The 19,876-nt window shown below is 67.3% G+C and carries 15 protein-coding genes; 4 read left to right on the top strand and 11 right to left on the bottom strand.

From position 1 onward, the window contains the following. Nucleotides 1–372 precede the first annotated feature (372 nt). Entirely contained in the window at nucleotides 373–879 is a 507-nt protein-coding gene (locus tag H3H39_RS19340; RefSeq protein ID WP_182155562.1) for a hypothetical protein, read from the top strand. Here H3H39_RS19340 and H3H39_RS19335 read toward each other — a convergent pair. The 9 genes from H3H39_RS19335 to H3H39_RS19290 all read right to left on the bottom strand — a co-directional run bounded on the left by H3H39_RS19335 (nucleotide 858) and on the right by H3H39_RS19290 (nucleotide 12,714). Further along, a complete protein-coding gene (locus H3H39_RS19335) occupies nucleotides 858–2,129 on the bottom strand; it encodes an O-acetylhomoserine aminocarboxypropyltransferase/cysteine synthase family protein (protein ID WP_182155561.1) in 1,272 nt (423 codons plus the stop codon). The genes H3H39_RS19340 and H3H39_RS19335 overlap by 22 nt on opposite strands. 198 nt (nucleotides 2,130–2,327) lie before the next feature. Further along, the gene (locus H3H39_RS19330; RefSeq protein WP_182155559.1) at nucleotides 2,328–3,527 is read right to left on the bottom strand and encodes an acetate/propionate family kinase; all 1,200 of its coding nucleotides are present in this window, start codon (nucleotides 3,525–3,527) and stop codon (nucleotides 2,328–2,330) included. After that, entirely contained in the window at nucleotides 3,524–4,942 is a 1,419-nt protein-coding gene (locus tag H3H39_RS19325; RefSeq protein ID WP_182155557.1) for a bifunctional enoyl-CoA hydratase/phosphate acetyltransferase, read from the bottom strand. Before H3H39_RS19325 ends, H3H39_RS19330 begins: the two co-directional genes overlap by 4 nt. Nucleotides 4,943–4,985: 43 nt before the next feature. Then, complete coding sequence (fabI, locus tag H3H39_RS19320; RefSeq protein WP_182155555.1) at nucleotides 4,986–5,780, bottom strand: enoyl-ACP reductase FabI; 795 nt, start codon at nucleotides 5,778–5,780, stop codon at nucleotides 4,986–4,988. Nucleotides 5,781–5,827: 47 nt separating this feature from the next. Beyond that, nucleotides 5,828–6,994 carry an ABC transporter permease gene (locus H3H39_RS19315; RefSeq protein ID WP_182155552.1) on the bottom strand — a complete coding sequence of 389 codons (1,167 nt, stop codon included), beginning with the start codon at nucleotides 6,992–6,994 and terminating at the stop codon, nucleotides 5,828–5,830. A gap of 12 nt (nucleotides 6,995–7,006) precedes the next feature. After that, complete coding sequence (locus tag H3H39_RS19310) at nucleotides 7,007–8,161, bottom strand: ABC transporter permease (protein WP_182155551.1); 1,155 nt, start codon at nucleotides 8,159–8,161, stop codon at nucleotides 7,007–7,009. Next, nucleotides 8,158–10,344: an ATP-binding cassette domain-containing protein gene (locus tag H3H39_RS28000; protein ID WP_229218137.1), complete on the bottom strand. Its 2,187-nt coding sequence runs from the start codon at nucleotides 10,342–10,344 to the stop codon at nucleotides 8,158–8,160. Before H3H39_RS28000 ends, H3H39_RS19310 begins: the two co-directional genes overlap by 4 nt. Beyond that, entirely contained in the window at nucleotides 10,323–11,432 is a 1,110-nt protein-coding gene (locus H3H39_RS19295) for an HlyD family secretion protein (RefSeq protein ID WP_182155549.1), read from the bottom strand. The genes H3H39_RS28000 and H3H39_RS19295 overlap by 22 nt, the downstream gene beginning before the upstream one ends. 34 nt (nucleotides 11,433–11,466) lie before the next feature. Continuing rightward, a complete protein-coding gene (locus H3H39_RS19290) occupies nucleotides 11,467–12,714 on the bottom strand; it encodes a TolC family protein (protein ID WP_182155547.1) in 1,248 nt (415 codons plus the stop codon). 196 nt (nucleotides 12,715–12,910) lie between these two features. On the opposite strand from H3H39_RS19290, the gene H3H39_RS19285 reads away from it, so the two are divergent. Together H3H39_RS19285 and H3H39_RS19280 are read left to right on the top strand one after the other, a co-directional pair. Then, complete coding sequence (locus H3H39_RS19285) at nucleotides 12,911–14,671, top strand: PHA/PHB synthase family protein (protein ID WP_311196942.1); 1,761 nt, start codon at nucleotides 12,911–12,913, stop codon at nucleotides 14,669–14,671. 191 nt (nucleotides 14,672–14,862) lie between these two features. After that, nucleotides 14,863–16,365, top strand: a complete 1,503-nt coding sequence (locus tag H3H39_RS19280) for an AMP nucleosidase (protein ID WP_182155545.1) — start codon at nucleotides 14,863–14,865, stop codon at nucleotides 16,363–16,365. Nucleotides 16,366–16,395: 30 nt separating this feature from the next. Here H3H39_RS19280 and H3H39_RS19275 read toward each other — a convergent pair whose 3' ends face one another. After that, nucleotides 16,396–16,803, bottom strand: coding sequence for a DNA-binding transcriptional response regulator (locus H3H39_RS19275; RefSeq protein WP_182155543.1), 408 nt, complete (start codon nucleotides 16,801–16,803; stop codon nucleotides 16,396–16,398). Continuing rightward, nucleotides 16,796–17,299 carry a GAF domain-containing protein gene (locus tag H3H39_RS19270; protein WP_182155542.1) on the bottom strand — a complete coding sequence of 168 codons (504 nt, stop codon included), beginning with the start codon at nucleotides 17,297–17,299 and terminating at the stop codon, nucleotides 16,796–16,798. Before H3H39_RS19270 ends, H3H39_RS19275 begins: the two co-directional genes overlap by 8 nt. 167 nt (nucleotides 17,300–17,466) lie before the next feature. On the opposite strand from H3H39_RS19270, the gene H3H39_RS19265 reads away from it, so the two are divergent. After that, nucleotides 17,467–19,875 (top strand): penicillin acylase family protein, encoded by a 2,409-nt coding sequence (locus tag H3H39_RS19265; RefSeq protein ID WP_182155540.1) that lies wholly within the window; start codon nucleotides 17,467–17,469, stop codon nucleotides 19,873–19,875. The last annotated feature ends 1 nt before the right edge of the window (nucleotide 19,876 follow it).

Here is a 19,876-nt window from a genome sequence, read left to right as displayed (position 1 = left end):
GGCGATTGCTTAATATTTTGACACTATTCATGGTGAGGAACGCTACCTCAAGACGCTGCTTCAACAGCTATATTTCTTGTTCCAACCAGGAGAAAACGTCAGCGACTGCCAAGCAAGTAAAGTGTCGCCGCACGTCCTTAGACATACTACTAAAAAGCAACATCCATACATCGAGACAAAATGTCCTAGTTGAAAACCAGGCAAGAAGAAAATTTGCCAATCTGCCTGCGGCGCTCGTGCAAATAGCCGCCCGCAATGACCACGACGTCCACGCCCGTAAGCGGCGCCGTCCACGTTGATTTGTCGGTATCGTGGCCAAAGTCCGGGTCCCTGAGATGGGATATCGGCCTCACACGAGACGGGAAAAGCGTTATGGACAATTGGAAAACGGCGGTAGGCAAGGCTGTCGTACCGGGGGCGATGGCCAGTGTGGCGTCGGCGGCGGCGCTGGCGCTGTGCGCCAAAAAGGAGAGCGGCCATATGTTTGCGGCCGCCAACGCGATCAGCCATTGGTTGTGGGGTGATCAAGCCTTCCGGCAAAATGGTCCAACCTGGAAATATACGGTACTGGGGTATGGCATACACCACGCCAGTTCGATGTTTTGGGCCACGCTATTCGAACAGGCCGCCGGCAAGATGCTGGTGCGGCATTCGGCCAGGACGACGCTGGTGGCGTCGGCGGCCGCCACCGCGGTTGCGTGTTTTGTGGATTACCAGATGACGCCGGAACGGTTGCGGCCGGGCTACGAGGAACGCTTGTCGCGCAGGTCGCTCGCGCTGGTGTACGCCGCGTTCGGCATCGGCCTGGCGGCAGGGTCGCTGATCAATCATCAACATCAGCTTCCTGCGTCCGAAAATCAAACTTCAGCCAATGCCTGATCGAGATCCGCCAACAGGTCGTCGATGTGCTCGATGCCGATGGAAAGTCGCACCGTGTCCTCGGTGACGCCGGCCTTGGCCAATTCCTCGCCGTTCAGTTGCCGGTGCGTGGTGGATGCCGGATGGCAGGCCAGCGACTTGGCGTCGCCAATGTTTACCAACCGGGTGAACAGCTTCAAGCCATCCTGGAAGCGCGCTCCGCCGTCGCGTCCGCCCTCGACGCCAAAGGTCAGCACGCCCGACGGCCGGCCGCCGAGATATTTGACTGCCAGCGCATGATCCCGGTGTTCCGGAAGACCCGCGTAGTTTACCCACTTCACCTTCTTGTGCCGTTGCAGGAACTGCGCCACCTTCAGAGTATTCTCGGTGATGCGATCCATGCGCAAGGCGAGCGTCTCGATGCCCTGCAGGATCTGGAAAGCGTTGAATGGCGAGATCGCGGCGCCGGTATTGCGCAGCGGGACGACGCGTGCGCGGCCGATATAGGCGGCCGCGCCCAGCGCCTCGGTGTACACCACACCATGGTAGGACACGTCCGGCTCATTGAGGCGCTTGAACCGTTGCTTGTGCTCGGCCCACGGGAATTTGCCGGAATCGACGATGGCCCCGCCGAGCGAGGTGCCGTGCCCGCCCAGGTACTTGGTCAGCGAGTGCACGACGATGTCCGCGCCATGCTCGAAGGGACGCAACAGGTAAGGCGTGGCGACGGTGTTGTCCACAATCAGCGGAACGCCGTGGCTGTGCGCGATGGCGGCCACTTTTTCGAAATCGGTGATGTTTCCCAGCGGGTTGCCGATCGATTCCACAAATACGGCCTTGGTCTTTTCATCGATCAGGCGCGCGAACGATTCCGGGTCGCGGTAGTCGGCAAAACGGGTTTCGATGCCGAACTGCGGCAACGTATGCGCGAAGAGGTTGTAGGTGCCGCCGTAGAGCGTGGACGCGGACACGATATTGTCGCCCGCTTCGGCGATGGTCATGATCGCATAGGTGATCGCCGCCTGGCCGGAGGCCAGCGCCAGTGCGCCAACGCCGCCTTCCAGCGCGGCCATGCGCTTCTCCAGCACGTCCTGGGTGGGATTCATGATGCGCGTGTAGATATTTCCCTGTACCTTGAGATCGAACAGGTCCGCGCCGTGCTGCGTGTCATCGAACGCGTACGAGACAGTCTGGTAAATCGGGACGGCGGCCGCCTTGGTGGTCGGATCAGGGGAATAGCCGCCGTGTACTGCGATGGTTTCAAGCTTCATGGTTTCTCCGTAATGCGCAACGCTGAGGAAAGCCCGCATGGGTTTCCTCGCCTTGCCGCTGATTTGCAATCCAAAAAGAGATTAGCGAGACGTTCCCGCCGAGAGAACGAATAATTTCATATTTGCATATGCGCCGCCATGCCGATCACATTTTCCATCAAAGGTTGACCGCGCAGCCTATGCCTGGGCCTGCGCGGCCTACGCCAACAACGCCGCCGCGTCGCTGGCCGCCACGCGTCCCTCGTCGGTGGGCACGACCCAGATTTCCACGTTGCTGTCGTCGGCGTGGATCGCCATGATCTGGCTGCCGTCGGCCGCCTTGTTGCGGGCTGTGTCGATGCGCACGCCCAGGTACAGCAGCTGTTCGCACGCGGCCAGCCTCAGCGCGGCGTCGTGTTCGCCGATGCCGCCCGTGAAGGCCAGCAGATCCAGACCGCCCAGGCAGGCCGTCAGCGCGCCGCATTCGCGCACCAGCCGGTGCGTGAACAGGTCGATGGCGATACGGGCTTCGGGCTGCGCGCTGGCGCGCAGCGTGCGCATGTCGGCCGACAGGCCCGATACGCCCAACAGGCCGGACTGCCGGTACAGCAGCTTTTCGATGCGGTCCGTGTCCCAGCCCTGGCGCATCAGGTGCAGCAGCACGCCGGGATCGAGCGCGCCGCAGCGGCTGCCCATCATCAGCCCATCCAGCGCGGAGAAGCCCATGCTGGTGGCCACGCTGACGCCGCTGCGCATGGCGCACACGCTGGCGCCGTTGCCCAGGTGGGCCATCAGCACCTTGCGGCCACTACGGCCGCTGCGTTCGGCCAGCCGCGCCGCCAGGTAGCGGTAGGACAGGCCGTGGAAGCCGTAGCGGCGGATGCCGTCGCGGTGCATGGTGTGCGGCAGGGCGAAGCGCTGCTCCAGCGGGTCCATGGTGGTGTGGAAGGAGGTGTCGAAGCAGCCCACTTGCGGCAGCTCGGGGAAGGCGCGCATGAACAGTTCCACCCCTTCCAGGTTGTGCGGCTGGTGCAGGGGGGCCAGCGGCTCGAGCGTGCGCAGGTAGGCCATGGCGTCGTCGTCGATGATGACGGAGTCGGCGTAGCGCGCGCCGCCGTGGACGATGCGGTGCGCCACGGCCATCAGCTTGGCCGGGGCGGCATAGCGTGCCAGCAGGGCGCGCATGGCGTCCAGCGCGCGTTCGAAGTTGTCGCCGGCGCCGGGCGCCAGCGCTTCGTTCAGCTTGAAGCCGTCGTCGGTGCTGAAGTCCACGCACGGTTGGCCGTCCGGTTCCAGGCCGGTGATGGTGCCCGTCAGCAGGGCGCCGCCGGTCACGCCGGCGCGGAACGGATAGAGCGCGAACTTGATCGAGGAGGAGCCGACGTTGACGGCGATGATGGCTTGCTGTCCGTTGTTCATGGGCGTTCCTTGCGGTAGCGGTGGGCCAGCAGCAGCGCCAGCGCGGCCGAGGCCACGCGGGCGTCGGCCGCGTCGGCGCGGCTGGTGAGGGCGATCGGCAGCGCCGCGCCCAGCACCACGCCGCAGGTGGCGGCGCCGGCCAGGTATTCGAGCTGCTTGGCCAGCATGTTGCCCGCTTCCAGGTCGGGTGCGATCAGGATGTCGGCGTGGCCGGCCACAGGCGAATCGATGCCCTTGATGCGGGCCGCTTGCGGCGAGATGGCGTTGTCGAAGGCCAGCGGGCCATCGAGCACGCCGCCCGTAATCTGGCGCCGTTCGGCCATCTTGCACAGGGCGGCGGCGTCCAGCGTGGAGGCGATTTTCGGGGTCACGGTTTCCACCGCCGACAAAATGGCCACTTTCGGTTCGGGCGTGCCCAGCGCGTGCGCCAGGTCGATGGCGTTCTGCACGATGTCGGCCTTTTCCATCAGCGTGGGCTGGATGTTGAGGGCGGCGTCGGAGATCAGCAACACCTTGTCGTACATTGGCACTTCCAGCCGGAACACGTGCGAGAAGCGGCGTTTGGTGCGCAGCGCCGGTTGCGCCAGCACGGCCAGCATCATTTCGTCCGTGTGCAGGCTGCCCTTCATCAGCATTTCGACTTCGCCGGCGGCGCCCATGGCGGCCGCTTTCTCGGCCGCCGCGTGGCTATGCGCCACGTCGATGATCTCGACACCGTCCAGCGATATGTGCGCTTCCTCGGCTACGGCGCGCAGGCGGGCCAGCGGGGCGATCAGCACGGGCACGATCAGCTTGCGGGCGGCGGCGTCCAGCGCGCCCTTGAGCGATTCGGTGTCGCACGGGTGGATCACGGCGCAGCGCACCGGTTCCAGCGCGGCCGCGCTGGCCAGCAGCACGCCGAAGCGTTCGGTTGGGTCCACCAGGCGCAGCAGCGGCAACTGGGTGCGCGGGCGGCGCACTTTTTCAACTGGGGCGATCACGGTGGCCACGCCGGCCAGCACCAGCGCGCCGGTCTGGTTCTTGACTTCGCAGTTGAGGGTGACGTGGTGGTTGGCGTCTTCCTTGGTCAGCACGGTGGCCGTGATGCGCAGCGTGTCGCCGATGCGCACCGGCTTCAGGAAGCGCAGCGATTGTTCCAGGTAGATGGTGCCCGGGCCGGGCAGGGTGGTGCCCAGCAGCTTGGAGATCAGGGCCGCGCCCCACATGCCGTGCGCGATCACGCCATGGAACAGGGTGGCGTCGGCGTAGTCGGTGTCCAGGTGGGCCGGGTTGACGTCGCCCGACACGGCGGCGAAGGCGGCGATGTCGTCGGCCGTCAGGGTGCGGGTCTGGCGCGCGCTCTGGCCTACCTGCAGTTCGGCGTAGGTAACGTTCTCGATGATGTCGGGCAGGTCGTCGTGGATATGGTCGTTCATGGCGGTGGCTCGTTGTGCGTTATGGGGAGGTGTGCGACGCGGTTCAGTTGACGATATGATAACCGCCATCCACGTAAATAGTCTGGCCCGTCATGCCGGAGGCGGCGCCGCCGGCCAGGAAGGCGGCCAACTGGCCCACTTCGTCCAGCGTGACGAGGCGGCGCAATGGCGAGCGTTCAACGGCGCGCGCCATCAGGCCATCGAAGTCTTCCAGCCCGGAGGCGGCGCGGGTGGGTATGGGGCCGGGCGAGACGGCGTGTACCCGCAAGCCCTGTGGTCCCAGTTCGGCCGCCAGGTAGCGCACCAGCGATTCCAGCGCGGCTTTGACGGGCCCCATCACGCCGTAATGGGGCACGGCTTCGTCGGCGCCCAGGTAGCTCATGGTGATCAAGCTGCTGCCGGCCGCCATGTGCGGTTCGCACAGGCGCGCGAGGCGGGCGAACGAGTGGCAGGAGATATTCATGGCGCGCAGGAAGCCGTCCGCCGAACTGTCGGCCACGCGCCCGCGCAAGTCCGCCAGCGGCGCCCAGGCGATGGAGTGGATCACGAAATCGAGGCCGCCCAATTGGGCTACGGCTTGCTGCACCAGGCTTTCCAGTGCGCCGTCCTGCTCCACGTCGCACGCCAGCAGGGGGGCATTGAGTGCTGTCGCCACGGGCGAGGCGTAGCTGACGGCCTTTTCGTTCAGGCAGGACAGCACGAGGTTCGCGCCCAGCGCATGCGCGGCGCGCGCGCAACCGGCCGCGATGCTGTGCTCATTGGCCAGGCCGACGATCAGGCCACGCTTGCCGGCCAGCGAGAAGGGGGAGGTGACGCTTGGGTTGGCGTTTGGGTTCATGATGCCTCGGTCGATGGGTTGATTGGTTGGTGGTGGAGGGAATGGGCCTAGCCAAACTGGCGGGTAAAGCGCAGCGTGCACGCCACGCCCACGGCCAGGCCCAGCGCCAGTATGCCGGCGATCATGGGCCACAGGCTGAGCAGCCCGGCGCCTTTCAGCAGGATGCCGTAGCTGGCGTTGATGAAATAGTACAGCGGCGAGATGTACATCAGCGCCCGCATCACGGTGGGCATGGCTTCCGGTGGAGTCCAGGCGCCGGACAGGAACATCATCGGCGCCAGGATCAGGATCACCATCATGCCCGCCTGCGCCATGTTGCGGGTCACGGTGGCGATCAGGATGCCGATGCCGGCCAGGGTGCAGATGTAGGCCGTGCACACGGCCAGGAACAGCAGCAGGCTGCCTTGCACGGGCACGCCGAACACGGGGATCAACAGGCCGAACAGGCCCAGCGCCGTGCCGCACAGGATCACGGCCACCATGGCCAGGATCTTGGGCAGCATGATCTGCAAGGGGCCCAACGGCGACACCAGCAATTGTTCGATGGTGCCCCGTTCTTTTTCGCGCACCATGGCGGCCGCCGGCAGCAGCATGGAGAACAGCGTGATCACGTTGAGCAGTTCGGAGATGCCCATGAACCAGGCGTCGTTCTGATTGGGGTTGAACCAGACCCGCACCCGGTTGTCGATCAGCGGGCCGTCCAGCGTGGCGCCGTTCGGATTCAGGCCGAGGCGTGCGGCGGCCGTCTCCAGCCCGAAGCGGGCCACGATCTGGGCCGCGTCCACCGACGTGAGGAAGCCTTGCACGGAGTTGGAGGCGTCGATTTGCATCTGCACGGATGCCGGTTCGCCCCGCGCCAGCGACGCGCCAAAGCCGGGCGGCACGTCCAGCAGGGCCATGGCCTGGCCTTTGTCGAGCAGGGCTTGCCCGGTGCTGGCGTGGCCGGCGCTGCCGATCTGGCGGAATTCGGGCGCCAGGAAGCGGCCGGCCAGCTCGCGCGAGGCGGCGCTGCGGTCCATGTCCAGCACGGCCAGCGCCGCGTTATTGAGTTGCAGGGTGACGCCGGCGGCGGCGTTGTAGATGTCGGCCGAGAAGGCGTAGACGACGAACAGCAGCAGCAGCGGGTCACGCATCAGCTGCACCAGTTCCTTCCACGTCATCACGCGCAGGCGTCGCCACCAGGTGGCATTTGCGGTATCAGGCCAGAGTCGCATAGTCTTGTTCATTCAATTGGCGGGGCGCTTGTGGAAGCCGAGGAAACCGGCCGTGAACAGCGCGGCCGCGTACAGGGCCAGGATCAGCAAGTCCTGCCACAGCGCGGCCAGGCCGGCGCCCTTGAGGAAGCTGCCGGTGGCGATGTCGGCGTAGTACATGCCCGGCAGCAGGTGGGCGATCAACGCCGCTTCCGCCGACAGCGAAGGAATGGGGATGATCATGCCCGAGTACAGCACGGCCGGCACCACCGTCACGATGGCCGTGCCCACCATGGCTGCCACTTGCGTGTTGACGAGCACCGACACCAGCAGGCCGATGCCGGTGGTGCAGATCACATACAGAACCGTGGCCAGCATGAACAGCAGCGGATTGCCCTTGAACGGCGCGCCGAACAGCAGCAGCGCCATGGCCGTCAACAGCATGGCGTTGATGATGGAGATGCCGACATAGGGCGTCAGTTTGCCGACCAGGTATTCGCCGCGCGACAGGGTGGAGGCGTACACGTTGTAGATGGCGCCCGATTCCTTTTCCCGCACCACGCCCAGCGCCGTCAGGAACGGCGGCGACAGCATCAGGATCACCATGATCAGCTTGGGCGCGATCGACCAGATACTTTTCACTTCCTGGTTGTACAGGTAGCGCGTTTCCAGCCGCACCGGCTGCAGCAGGGCGCGTACGCTGGCCGCCGGCACGCCGTTGGCGTTACCGAGCCAGGTGGCCATGTGGTCCAGCGTGGCGGCCGCGTTGATGGCGGTCACGTAGCCTTTGGCCGTCAGGGCGCGGAACGGGAAGGTGCCGTCGATCCAGGTCTGCGCTTCGGCAGGGTGGCCGCTGGCCAGGCGCGCGCCGAACTGCGGCGGGATCACGACCACGGCGCGCAGGGTGTTGTTGACCACCAGCTTGCGCAGCGCTTCCTCGTGCTGGCCGTAGCCGTAGAACTCGAAATAGCGCGAGTCGGTGAAGCGGTGCGCGTAGTCGCGCGACTGCACGCTCTGGTCGTAATCGACCACCGCCAGCGGGATGTTCTCCACGTCCAGCGACAGGCCGTAGCCGAATAACAGCATCAGCAGCGAGGGCACGATGAAGGCCAGCGCGAAGAACAGGCGGTCGCGCACGATTTCGCGCCACTCCTTGTAGGCGACGACGGCGATGCGGTGCAGGTTCATGCTGGTACTCCGGGTCTTGCCGCTGCGGCCGGCGCGCCCGCCGCGTTGGCGGTCCTGGCGGCGTTGCGGGCCTGGTCGGCCGCTTCCAGTTTTGTGACGAGGTGGACGAACACGTCTTCCATCGACAGGCGGCGCGGGGTGATGGCGTCCACTTTCATGCCGTGGGTGGCCAGCAGGGCGTCGAGCCGCGCCAGTTCCGTTTGCGGGTCCGGCAGCAGCAGGTGGATGCGCGAGCCGAACAGGGCGGCCTGGCCCAGACCTTCGGCGCGCAGCATGTCGAGCAGTGGCTGCGGCGCGCTGGTGGCCAGTTCGTACAGCTTGCCGCCGTCGCGTTCCACGCCGGCCTTGAGTTGTTCGGGGGAGGCGTCGGCCACCACGCGGCCCGCATACATCAGGGCGATATGGTCGCAGTGCTCGGCCTCGGACATGTAGTGGGTGGTGACGAGGATGGTCACCTTGTCCTCGCGCGACAGGCGGAACAGGATGTCCCAGAAAGCGCGCCGGCCCACCGGGTCCACACCGGACGTGGGTTCGTCCAGGAACAGCACTTGCGGCCGGTGCAGCAGGGCGCATCCCAGCGCCAGGCGCTGGCGCAGGCCCATGGGCAGGCTGGCCGCCAGCGCGCCGGCGAACGGGTGCAGGCCGGCCATGTCCAGCACCCAGGTGATGCGTTCCACTTCCAGGTGCGGCGGCACGGCGTAGATGCCGGCGTACAGGCGGATGTTCTCCATCACCGTCAAGTCCAGGTACAGCGAGAACGCTTGCGACATGTAGCCGATACGTTCGCGGATCTGGCGGCCGGCGTCGCGCATGTCGGCGCCGGCCACGCGGCCACGCCCGTCGCTGGGACGCAGGATACCCGTCAGCATCTTGATGACGGTGCTTTTGCCGGCGCCGTTGGCGCCCAGCAGGCCGAAGATTTCGCCCTGCGGCACGCGGAAGCTGACGGCGTCGGCGGCCTTGAAGGCGCCGAAGGTACGGGTTAATTGGTCCGCTTCGATGGCGGGGACGACATCGGGCGCGCTCGCGGACGCGGACGCAGGCGAGCGCACAGGCGCGGGCGCAGATGCGGGCACGGACGAGTGCGCAGGCACGGACGCGGGCAAGGGCGCAGGCGCAGGTGAGGGTGAGGGTGCCAGTGTGGGCACGGCGCCGGCCGGCTTGGCGGGCGCGCTCGCGTGGCTGCCTGCCATAGGCGTGGCCGCCTTGGCCGTCGCCTGCGCACCCCGTTGGCGCAGCAGTGCGATGAACACGTCTTCCAGTTCCGGTTCCTGCACTTCGCAGGCGTCATGCGGCAAGCCGTCCAGCGTCTGCTCCACCTGTGCCAGCGCGGCGCCGGCGTCATCGCCATCCACGAACACGCGCAGTTCGCGGCCCAGCGCCTCGGCTTGCGGATAGCTGCGCTGCAGCCGTTCCAGCGCCTCAGCCTGGCGGGTATCGGCGCCGCTGCGCACGATGCGCCCGGCGCTCAAGGCCCGCATGCGTTCCGGCGTGCCGCTGGCCAGCATGCGGCCTTCGTGCATCATGGAGACGCGATGGAAGCGGCTGGCCTCGTCCATATAGGCCGTCGATACCAGCGCCGTGGTGCCGTGTTCGGCCAGCAGCCGGTCCAGGATGGCCCAGAACTCGCGGCGCGACACGGGATCCACGCCGGTGGTGGGTTCGTCCAGGATCACCAGTTGCGGCTGGTGGATCAGGGTGCACACGAGGCCCAGTTTCTGCTTCATGCCGCCCGACAGGTTCTTCATGGGCCGGTCGCGGAACGCTTCCAGCCGCGTGCTGCGCAGCAGGCTGTCCTTGCGCTTGGCCAGCTCGTCGCCGCCCAGCAGGCGCAGGCCGCCGAAGTAGTCGATGTTCTCCTCGACCGACAAATCGCCATACAGGTTCTGGCCCAGGCCCTGTGGCATCAGGCCGATGCGGTCCTTGATGCGTTCGCAGGCCCGTTCGCTGTCCAGGCGCACGCCGAACACGTCCAGCGTGCCGCTGTCGAAGCGCAAAATGCCGGCCACCGCCTTGAGCAGGCTGCTCTTGCCGGCGCCGTCCGGGCCGATCAGGCCATAGATCTCGCCGGGCCGCACTTCCAGTTCCACCGCGTCCACGGCGCACACGGCGCCGTAACGCTTGCCCAGGCCGCGCGCTTCAACCAGCAGGGAAGGCGCGCTTACCACGTTGGCTTCTTCCATGCCACGTGTTCGTCCCAGCGGATCACGGCGTCGGCCGGCAGGCCGGGCGTGAGGCGGTGCTCCGGATTGGACTGGATGGCCAGCTTGACGGCGTACACCAGCTTGACGCGTTCGTCGGCCGTCTGCACTTCCTTGGGCGTGAATTCAGCGCGCGAGGCGATGTAGCTGACCTTCGCCTCATACGGCTTGCCCGGCTGCGAATCGACGTACAGGCGCACGGGCTGGCCCAGCTTGACCTTGCCGATCTGCGCTTCCGGCACGTAGACCTTCAGGTGCAGCGCGTCCAGGTCGGCCAGCTCCGCGATGGCGCTGCCGGCCTGGATCACTTCACCGGGTTCGCGCAGACGGCTCACCACCACGCCGGCGGCGGGCGCCACCACCAACTGGTCGCCGCTGACGGACTGCGCCTCGGCCACGGCGCCGGCCGCGCGGGCCAGTTGCGCCTTGAGCGCTTCCAGTTCCTGCTGGCGGGCCTTGACCTTGTCGCCGCCCAGCGCCGCTTCGCTCGCGCCCTGGCGCGCACGCACCAGCGTCTCGCGCGCGGCGCTCACGTCGGCCTGCGATACGCGCCAGGCCAGGTCGGCCTGCTCGGCACGGTGGCGCTCGATACTGCCGTGTTCAAACAGTTCGCGGTGACGCTGGGCGTCGCGCGATGCCTGCGCTTCCACCGCCTGCGCCTTGGCCAGCACGGCTTCGGCCTGGTTCACGCCGGCGTTGGCGCTGGCCTGGGACAGCGGCACTTCGCGCCGGGCGATGGCCAGGCCGGCTTCGGCCGCCTGCACCTGCGCCTGCACGGCGTTGTAAGCCTGGCGCGCCTGCTCCAGACGGGTGGCGATCTGCTGGTCGTCCAGCTGGGCCACACCGGCGCCCGCTTTCACGCTGTCGCCTTCATGCACCAGCATGGCGTTGATGCGGCCGGGGAATTTGCTGGCGGCGACGATGCGGTCGCCCTCGATGCGGCCGCTGGCGGCGATCAGGCCTTCGGGCAGGCCGCGCGCGTGCAGCAGGTAGTAGACCAGGCCGCCGCCCACGGCGCACAGCACCAGCGTGATCACGGCGGGGCCCAGGTATTTGCGTTTGTCAGTCATGGAATGGCTTTCGGAGTATGGGGAAGGGCGGCGCTCACAGGCTGCCGCTGGCGTATTGCAGGCGCAGGCGGGCCAGCGCGCGGTCGTACCAGGCGTTGTCGCGGTTGGCGTAGGCGCCGGCGCGGCGGGTTTCCGCGTCCAGCACTTCGCTGTTGGGCGCCAAGCCGGCGCGATAGCGTTCGCGCGACAGGTCCAGCGTCTCGTCGGCCTGGGCCAGCGCGGCGCGCGCCACGTCGATGCGGGCCGCCGCCTCCTGCCAGCGCAGCCAGGCCTGGCGCACCTGCAGCTCGATCTTGTCGGCCGCATCGGCGCGCAGCTCGGCCACGGCGCGGGCGTTGGACGCCAGCTGGGACGATTCGCGCTTGATCTGGCCGCCGTCGAACAGCTCCCACTTGAGCGCCACGCCTATCCACCAACCCTTGTCCTCGACCAGGTAGCGGTTCTGCAGCTTGCCCCAGCCCCCGTTCAAGCCCACTTGCGGCGCGCGCTGGGCGGCCACGCTGTCGGACTGGCGGCGCAAGGCCGTTTCCTGCGCCCCCAATTGACTCAACTCGTTGCGCTGGGCACGGCCGGCCGCGATCAGCCCGGCCAACTGGCTGGCCGACGGTTCCTCGCCATCGTTCAATTCCGCCAGGTCGGCCGGCGCATCCTGGGCGCGGCCCAGCAAGCGGTTGTAGGCCGCGCTGGCCAGCGCCACACCGTTGGCCGCCTGCAGCGCCTGCTGGCGCGCGTCGGCCAGCGCCACTTGCGAGGCCAGCACGTCGTGTTTGGCGGCGTAGCCTTGCTTGTACAGCTGTTCCACGTCGTCCGCGTGACGGGCGATGGCTGTCACATGGGTCGCGGCCACGCCATTCAGGCGCTGGGCACGCAGCACGGTGACGTAGGCTTCGGCCACGGCCAGCTTCAGTTCCTGCTTGCTGAGCGCACTGGCGGCGCGGGCCGCGTCCGTCACGGCGCCGGCGGCGGCGATGCCGTGGCTGATGCGGCCGGCCGTGAACAACGGTGCGCTGAAACTGACGGCGGCGGAGTAGGCTTCATCCTGCGCGAACGGCAAACCGTTCAGGTGCAGGGCGGGAATGGTGATGGCGGCGGTGGGTTCCGACTGCAGCCGGGTGTAGCCGGCCGTCAGGCTCACGTTGGGCAGGCGGCGTGCCTCGGCGGCGGCCAGGCCGTCGCGGGCGGCCGACTCGCGCGCGGACGCGGCGGCGACCGTGTGGTCGACTTGCTGCGCGCTGGCCCATGCCTGGGCCAGCGTTTCGGATGCTATGCTGCGGTTGCACATGGCACCGATCAAACAGGCGATGACCGCCTGGCAGCACCTGAAGTGCTGAGTATTTTTATTCTTCATGGATACCGAAAAGGTTGGTATTGATGCAGCGCAGTGTAGGGGACGTATCATGTAGCTGTATTTGATCTAGATCAAATACATTAACGTTCGCTAATTGCAATAATGAAAATTAATTCGAGAAGGAGCAAACGTGAACCTGAACGACGTGACCACCCAGTCCGAACCCCAGACGGCCGCCAAGGCCGAAGAGCATCCGGCCTGCTACATCGACGAGCATGGCGTCTCCACCAACCCGCTCGACTTGCGCATGCAAAGCGCGGTGGCCAAGATCACAGGCGGCGTATCGCCCATCGCCATGTCGCTGGCGTTCCAGGACTGGCTGATGCACCTGGCCGCGTCGCCCGGCAAACAGATGGAATTGCTCGACCTGGCCATCAAACTGGGGGCCGACCGGGCGCCCATCGCCCCCGAGCGGCGCGAAGGCGAGAACCGTTTTTCGGCGCCGGAGTGGTCGGCCTGGCCGTTCAACGCATTTTCGCACGCCTTCCTGCAAACCGAACAATTCTGGCGCGAAGCCACCACCGGCGTGCGCGGCGTGTCGGCCCACCATGCGGACGTGGTGAGCTTCACGGCCCGCCAACTGCTGGACGTGGCTTCGCCGTCCAACTACTTCTGGACCAATCCGGAAGTGCTGCACAAGGCGTATGAGACGCAGGGCCAGAGCGTGTTGAAGGGCTGGAGCAACTGGCTGCAAGACCTGGGCGGCCGCGGCCAGGCGCCCAAGGACGAGGCCAGCGCCTACGAGGTGGGCCGCAACGTGGCCGTCACACCGGGCAAGGTGGTGTACCGCAACGAGCTGGTGGAGCTGATCCAATACAAGCCGCAGACGGCCAAGGTGTACCGCGAACCGATTTTGATCATCCCGTCGTGGATCATGAAGTACTACATCCTCGACCTGTCGCCGCACAACTCCATGGTGCGCTACCTGGTGGAGCAGGGCCATACCGTATTCCTGGCCTCGTGGCGCAATCCGGTGGCGGCCGACCGCGACCTGGGCATGGACGACTACCTGCGGCACGGGGTGTTCGACACCGTGCGAGAAGTGGACCGCCTGACGGGCCATCCCATCCACGCCGTCGGTTACTGCCTGGGCGGCACGCTGCTGGCCATCGCGGCGGCCGTGTACGGGTCGGGCCGGCATGGCCACGCGGGCAAGCTGAAAAGCGTGTCGCTGCTGGCCGCGCAGACCGACTTCAGCGACCCGGGCGAGCTGGGACTGTTTATCGACCACAGCGAACTGGCCTTCCTGGACGCCATGATGTGGCAGCACGGCTACCTGGATGGCTCGCAGATGGCCGGCTCGTTCCGCCTGCTCAATTCGCGCGACATGATCTGGTCGCGCATCATGCGCGAATACCTGATGGGACAGCGCAATATCCCGAACGACCTGATGGCGTGGAACGCCGACACCACCCGCATGCCCTACCGCATGCACAGCGAATACCTCAAGCACCTGTTCCTCGATAACGACCTGGCCGAAGGCCGCTTCTGCGTGGACGGCAAGGCCGCCGTCGTATCGGACATCAAGGCGCCCATGTACGTGGTGGGCACGGGGCGCGACCACGTCTCGCCGTGGAAGTCCGTGTACAAGATCCACCTGATGGCCGACGCACCGGTCGACTTCGTGCTGGCCTCGGGTGGCCACAACGCCGGCATCGTCTGCGAACCGGGGCACGCCAACCGCAGCTTCAAATCGATGCCGCACCGTCCGCCCGGCTCGCACTTCATGAGTCCCGAGGAATGGCAGCAGACGGCGGAAGTGACGGAAGGCTCATGGTGGCCGCACTGGCACGCCTGGCTGGCGCGCCATTCCGCCGCCGAGCAAGTGGCGCCACCCAAGATGGGCAAGGCCCTGTGCGATGCGCCGGGCCAATACGTGATGGGCAAATAGCGGAAAACCGGTGTCGAAAACCGGTGTCAGGTCTGTCAATCGGACACGAGCTCAGCCGTAGAAGAACTTGTGGCTGAGGCCGTGTCCAATTGACAGACCTGACACCGAATTGCATGAATGTTGGCACTGATCCTGCGGTTCGCATACACTGGCGTTAATTGCCCCACGTTATCGCCGTCGAAGGAGCCGCCATGCATCACCGCCCGTTCATCGCCCCCATGTTGTTCGACGATCCGGAGGCCGCCTGGGAGCAGGTCAAAACCATTTACGATGGCAGCATCGGCCACTTGCGCGAAGCCATGCGGCGCTTCGTGGCCGGCGAGGATGTGGGCGAGCGGGTGCGCGCCTGCTACCCCTTCGTGCGCGTGCACACGGACACCGTGGCGCGCGCCGACTCGCGCCTGTCGTTCGGTTTCGTGGCCGGCCCTGGCACCTACGAGACCACGCTCACCCGCCCCGACCTGTACGCGAATTACTACCAGCAGCAATTCCGCCTGCTGCTGAAGAACCACGGCAGCCGCCAGTCCGTGCATCTGCAGGTGGGTATCAGCACCCAGCCCATCCCCATCCATTTCTCGTTCGCCGAGCATGAACACATCGAGGGCAGCCTGAGCGCCGAGCGGCGTTTGCTGATGCGCGACGTGTTCGACTTGCCGGACCTGGGCGCGATGGACGACGGCATTGCCAACGGCACCCACGAAACGCCGCCCGGCAAGCCCGAGCCGCTGGCCCTGTTCACGGCGCCGCGTGTCGATTACTCGTTGCAGCGGCTGCGCCACTACACGGGCACGTCGCCGGAGCACTTCCAGAAGTTCGTCCTGTTCACCAACTACCAGTTCTACATCGACGAATTCGTGAAGCTGGGCCTGTCCCTGATGAGCGAACCGCTCAAGGACGGGCAGGACGACTACATCGCCTTCATCGAGCCGGGCAACCTGGTCACGCGCCGCGCCGGCACGGCGGCCGAACCGGGCGACGCACACGGCGCGCCGTTGCCACGGCTGCCGCAGATGCCCGGTTATCACTTGATCCGGGCCGATGGCAGCGGCATCAGCATGGTCAACATCGGCGTGGGGCCGGCCAACGCCAAGACCATTACCGACCACGTGGCCGTGCTGCGGCCGCACGCGTGGCTGATGCTGGGCCACTGCGCCGGCTTGCGCAACACCCAGCAACTGGGCGACTACGTGCTGGCCCACGGCTACGTGCGCGAGGACCATGTGCTGGATGAGGACTTGCCGCTGTGGGTGCCGATCCCGCCGCTGGCCGAGGTGCAGGTGGCGATCGAGGCGGCCGTGGCCGAGGTGACGCAGCTGACGGGCCATGACCTCAAGCGCGTGATGCGCACGGGGACCGTGGCCAGCACCGACAACCGCAACTGGGAGCTGCTGCCGCAGCGCACGCCGGAGCGCCGTTTCAGCCAGAGCCGCGCCGTGGCGCTGGACATGGAAAGCGCCACCATCGCCGCTAACGGTTTCCGCTTCCGCGTCCCGTACGGCACCTTGCTGTGCGTGAGCGATAAGCCCATGCACGGCGAGATCAAACTGCCCGGCATGGCCAATCACTTCTACCGCGAGCGGGTCGACCAGCACCTGCGCATCGGCATCCGCGCCATGGAGATGCTGCGCGCGCTGGGCGTGGACAAGCTGCACAGCCGCAAACTGCGCAGCTTCACGGAGGTGGCGTTCCAGTAGGACGGGGACGGCGGGCTGCGCCGTCCGCGCTCAGGCGCCGGACCCGTCGAATTCCGCGAACGCGTCGAGCAGCACCCGGGCCCGGAACGGCTTGAGGATGACGCGCTTGACGTCGCGCTCGCGCAGCTCGTGCAGCATGGGCGCGGTGGCGCTGTCGGCCAGCACGGCGATCGGAATGGTGGGCGCGCTGGCTGAATGGCCAAGCCGCACCAGGTCCAGCAGGCCCAGGTCGTAGGGCGTGCTGGCGCACGTTTCGCAGTCGATGGCGATCATGGCGCCGTCGAAGGCCTGGTCCCGCAGCAGGCGGCGCGCTTCGGCCAGGCTGGCCGCCTCGTGCACATTGCCCAGCCCCAGCGTGCGCGCCGTGAGCGAGACGGTACGGCGCAGCAGCGTTTCCGGTTCCACCAGCAGCAGGGTTCTCGCGGCGCGGTCAGACATGGGGCGCCTCCGCGGGCGGATACAGTTCCTGCACCACCAGGTCGCGCAGGGTGGCCAGGATGGTCAGTTCCACCGCGTCGAACTGGCGCGGGCGGTAGTCGATCAGGCACAAGGTGCCCAGCGCGAGGCCGGACGGCGCGATCAGCGGCGCGCCGGCGTAAGAGCGCACATGGGGCTCACCCGTCACCATCGGATTGTCGGCGAAGCGGGCGTCGGCCAGCGCATCGGGCACCACCAGGATGTCGGGTTGCAGGATGGCGTGGCCGCAGAAGGAGATGCCGCGCGCGGTCTGGCACATGGGCAGGCCGGCGTTGGCCTTGAACCACTGGCGTTCGCTGTCCACCAGCGAGATCAGCGCCACCGGTACGTCGAATTCCGCCTGGGCGAAGGCGACCACCTTGTCGAAACGTTCCTCGGGCGGCGTGTCCAGGATCAGCAGCGCGCGCAACGCGGCCAGGCGTTGCGTTTCGTTGTCGGGAATGGGGGCGGTGAGCATGGCGGCTGGTAGCTTGCAAGCGAGTCGATCGTGTGCCTAATGTAGCAGATGCGGGCCGTGCCGCGCGCAATTTTGTGGGGCCGGCGCGCGCTATCCCGGCGCGCCGTTTTCTGGCACACTTGCCCGCTGGTTGCCGCCGGCGCCAGCCGCTGACGAGAGGGAAATGCATGCGCAAGAGCAGAACGAGGGTGTGGACGGGGCGGATCGCGCTGGGCGCGGCGGGACTGGTGGCGGCGAGCGCGTTGGGCGGCTGGCTGTACCTGCGCGCCAGCATGGCGCAACTGGATGGCGAACTACAGGTGCCGGCCTTGCACGCGCAGGTGAGTGTGGCGCGCGACGCGCACGGCGTGCCGCTCATCAGCGGCGCCGACCGGCTCGACGTGGCCTATGCCACCGGCTACGTGCATGCCCAGGACCGCTACTTCCAGATGGATTTGCTGCGCCGGGTGGCGGCCGGTGAACTGTCCGAACTGTTCGGCGCCCGCGCGCTGGGCGTGGACCGCGTGCACCGGCTGCACCGTTTCCGCGCCCGCGCCACGCTGGCGCTGCGGGACATGCCGGCCGGCCAGCGTGCGCTGCTGGATCGTTACGTGGGCGGCGTCAACGCGGGCTTGCAGGCGCTGAGCGCGCGGCCGTTCGAATATGCGCTGATCGGCATGGCGCCGCGCCCATGGTCGGCCGAGGACACGCTACTGGTGATCTGGGCCATGTATTTCGATTTGCAGGGCGGCCAGGAACCGCGCGAACTGGCGCGCGGCTGGCTGATGGCGAATACGGATGAGGCCCAGCGCGCGTTCCTGGCGCCCACGGCCAGCCAGTGGGATGCGCCGCTGGACGCCGACCAGCTGGCCGACGCCGAAGCGCCGATTCCGGCCGCGCCACCCGCGTGGTGGGGCAGGCCGCGCGCGCAAGGCGCACCGCAAACCGCGTCCATCGCCTTCCTCGATATGGTGGGCAGTAACAACTGGGCCGTGGCGGGCAGCCGCAGCGCCGACGGCGGCGCCATCGTGTCGGACGATATGCACCTGGGGATCCAACTGCCCAATACCTGGTACCGGGCGGCCTTGCAATTCCCGGACGCGGGCGGTGGCCAGCGCCGCGTGGTGGGCGTGACCCTGCCCGGCACGCCGGCCGTGGTGGTGGGCAGCAATGGCCGCGTGGCCTGGGGCTTCACCAACAGCTACGGCGATTACCTGGACCTGATCGCACTCGATTCAGACGGCGCCCACCCCGGCCAAGTGCGCACCCAAACCGGCTGGGAGACGCCGGCCCCGCATGAGGAAATCATCCTCGTCAAGGGGGCGCCGGCCGACAAGCTGCTGGTGCGCGAAACGTCGCTGGGGCCGATCCGCGAAGTGGCCGGCCGCCAGTACGCCGTGCACTGGACGGCCCACACGGCGGCCGCCGTCAACTTCAACGCCTTGCGGCTGGAATCGGCCAACTCGGTGGAGCAGGCGCTGATGATCGCGCCCACGCTGGGCATCCCGGCCCAGAATTTCGTGGCCGGCGACGATCGTGGCAACATCGGCTGGACCATCGCCGGCCCGCTGCCGCGCCGCGCCGCCACGGGCGATGCGGCCACCTATCCGCTGGCGGCGGGCGACGCGGCTGGCGTGTGGCAAGGCTGGCTGGCGCCGGCCGACTACCCGCGCGTGTTCAATCCGGCCGGCGGCCAGCTGGCCACCGCCAACAGCCGCCAGTTGGCTGGCCCCGGTGCGGCGCTGATCGGTGACGGCGGCTTCGACCTGGGCGCGCGCACGCATCAGGTGCGCGACGATTTGCGCGCGCTGGGTGGCAAGACGAGTGTGCCGCAAGTGTACGCGGTGGGGCTGGACGACCGTGCCGTGTTCATGGAAGGCTGGCGCGAACGGGCGCTCAAGGTGCTGACGGCCGACAATGGCAAGGCCGTGGCGGGTCACGCGCAGCGCGCCGAAGCGCTGCGGCTGTTGAAGGATAGCTGGACCGGCCATGCCAGCGTCGATTCGACCGGCTACCGCATCGCGCGCGGCTACATGCACGCGCTGTACGACATCGTGTTCGAGCACGCCAACGACGAACTGGCCAAGCTCGATCCCAAATCAACGATGGCCGGCGTCACGCAGCGCTGGCCGGTGCCGCTGGCGCGCCTGGTGGACGCCAAACCGGCCGCCTGGCTGCCGGCGTCGTACGCCAACTGGCAGGAGCTGCAACTGGCGGCCATCGACCGCGTGATCGCCGACCTGACCAAGGATGGCCAGCCATTGGCGGCGGCCACCTGGGGCCAGCGCAACACGGCCGCCAGCGCCCATCCATTCTCCAGCGCCGTGCCGCTGCTGGGCCGCTGGCTCAAGGTGCCGGCCGAGATGCTGCCTGGCGACAGCCACATGCCGCGCGTGGCGGGGCCCACGTTCGGCCAGTCGGAACGCTTGACGGTGACGCCAGGTAAGGAGGAGCAGGGCATCTTCAATATGCCGGGCGGGCAGAGCGGCCATCCGCTGTCGCCATACTTCCTCGACGGCCGGGAGGATTGGGTGGCGGGCCGCCAGACGCCGCTGCTGCCTGGCCCCGCCGCGCACACGCTGACCTTCGTGCGCTGAC

It is taken from the genome of Rugamonas apoptosis (assembly GCF_014042355.1).
Lineage (GTDB): Bacteria > Pseudomonadota > Gammaproteobacteria > Burkholderiales > Burkholderiaceae_D > Rugamonas > Rugamonas apoptosis.
Note: the sequence above shows the minus strand (reverse complement) of the source record. Positions and strands in the feature narration are given on the sequence as shown.

Bases quoted from the DNA above. Each gene is read 5' to 3' on its own strand.
- H3H39_RS19265 (WP_182155540.1), top strand. From the start codon at position 17,467: ATGCGCAAGAGCAGAACGAGGGTGTGGACGGGGCGGATCGCGCTGGGC.
- H3H39_RS19290 (WP_182155547.1), bottom strand. From the start codon at position 12,714: ATGTGCAACCGCAGCATAGCATCCGAAACGCTGGCCCAGGCATGGGCC.
- H3H39_RS19330 (WP_182155559.1), bottom strand. From the start codon at position 3,527: ATGAACAACGGACAGCAAGCCATCATCGCCGTCAACGTCGGCTCCTCC.
- H3H39_RS28000 (WP_229218137.1), bottom strand. From the start codon at position 10,344: ATGGAAGAAGCCAACGTGGTAAGCGCGCCTTCCCTGCTGGTTGAAGCG.
- H3H39_RS19310 (WP_182155551.1), bottom strand. From the start codon at position 8,161: ATGAACCTGCACCGCATCGCCGTCGTCGCCTACAAGGAGTGGCGCGAA.
- H3H39_RS19275 (WP_182155543.1), bottom strand. From the start codon at position 16,803: ATGTCTGACCGCGCCGCGAGAACCCTGCTGCTGGTGGAACCGGAAACG.
- H3H39_RS19325 (WP_182155557.1), bottom strand. From the start codon at position 4,942: ATGAACGACCATATCCACGACGACCTGCCCGACATCATCGAGAACGTT.
- H3H39_RS19340 (WP_182155562.1), top strand. From the start codon at position 373: ATGGACAATTGGAAAACGGCGGTAGGCAAGGCTGTCGTACCGGGGGCG.
- H3H39_RS19335 (WP_182155561.1), bottom strand. From the start codon at position 2,129: ATGAAGCTTGAAACCATCGCAGTACACGGCGGCTATTCCCCTGATCCG.
- H3H39_RS19315 (WP_182155552.1), bottom strand. From the start codon at position 6,994: ATGCGACTCTGGCCTGATACCGCAAATGCCACCTGGTGGCGACGCCTG.
- fabI (WP_182155555.1), bottom strand. From the start codon at position 5,780: ATGAACCCAAACGCCAACCCAAGCGTCACCTCCCCCTTCTCGCTGGCC.
- H3H39_RS19295 (WP_182155549.1), bottom strand. From the start codon at position 11,432: ATGACTGACAAACGCAAATACCTGGGCCCCGCCGTGATCACGCTGGTG.
- H3H39_RS19280 (WP_182155545.1), top strand. From the start codon at position 14,863: ATGCATCACCGCCCGTTCATCGCCCCCATGTTGTTCGACGATCCGGAG.
- H3H39_RS19270 (WP_182155542.1), bottom strand. From the start codon at position 17,299: ATGCTCACCGCCCCCATTCCCGACAACGAAACGCAACGCCTGGCCGCG.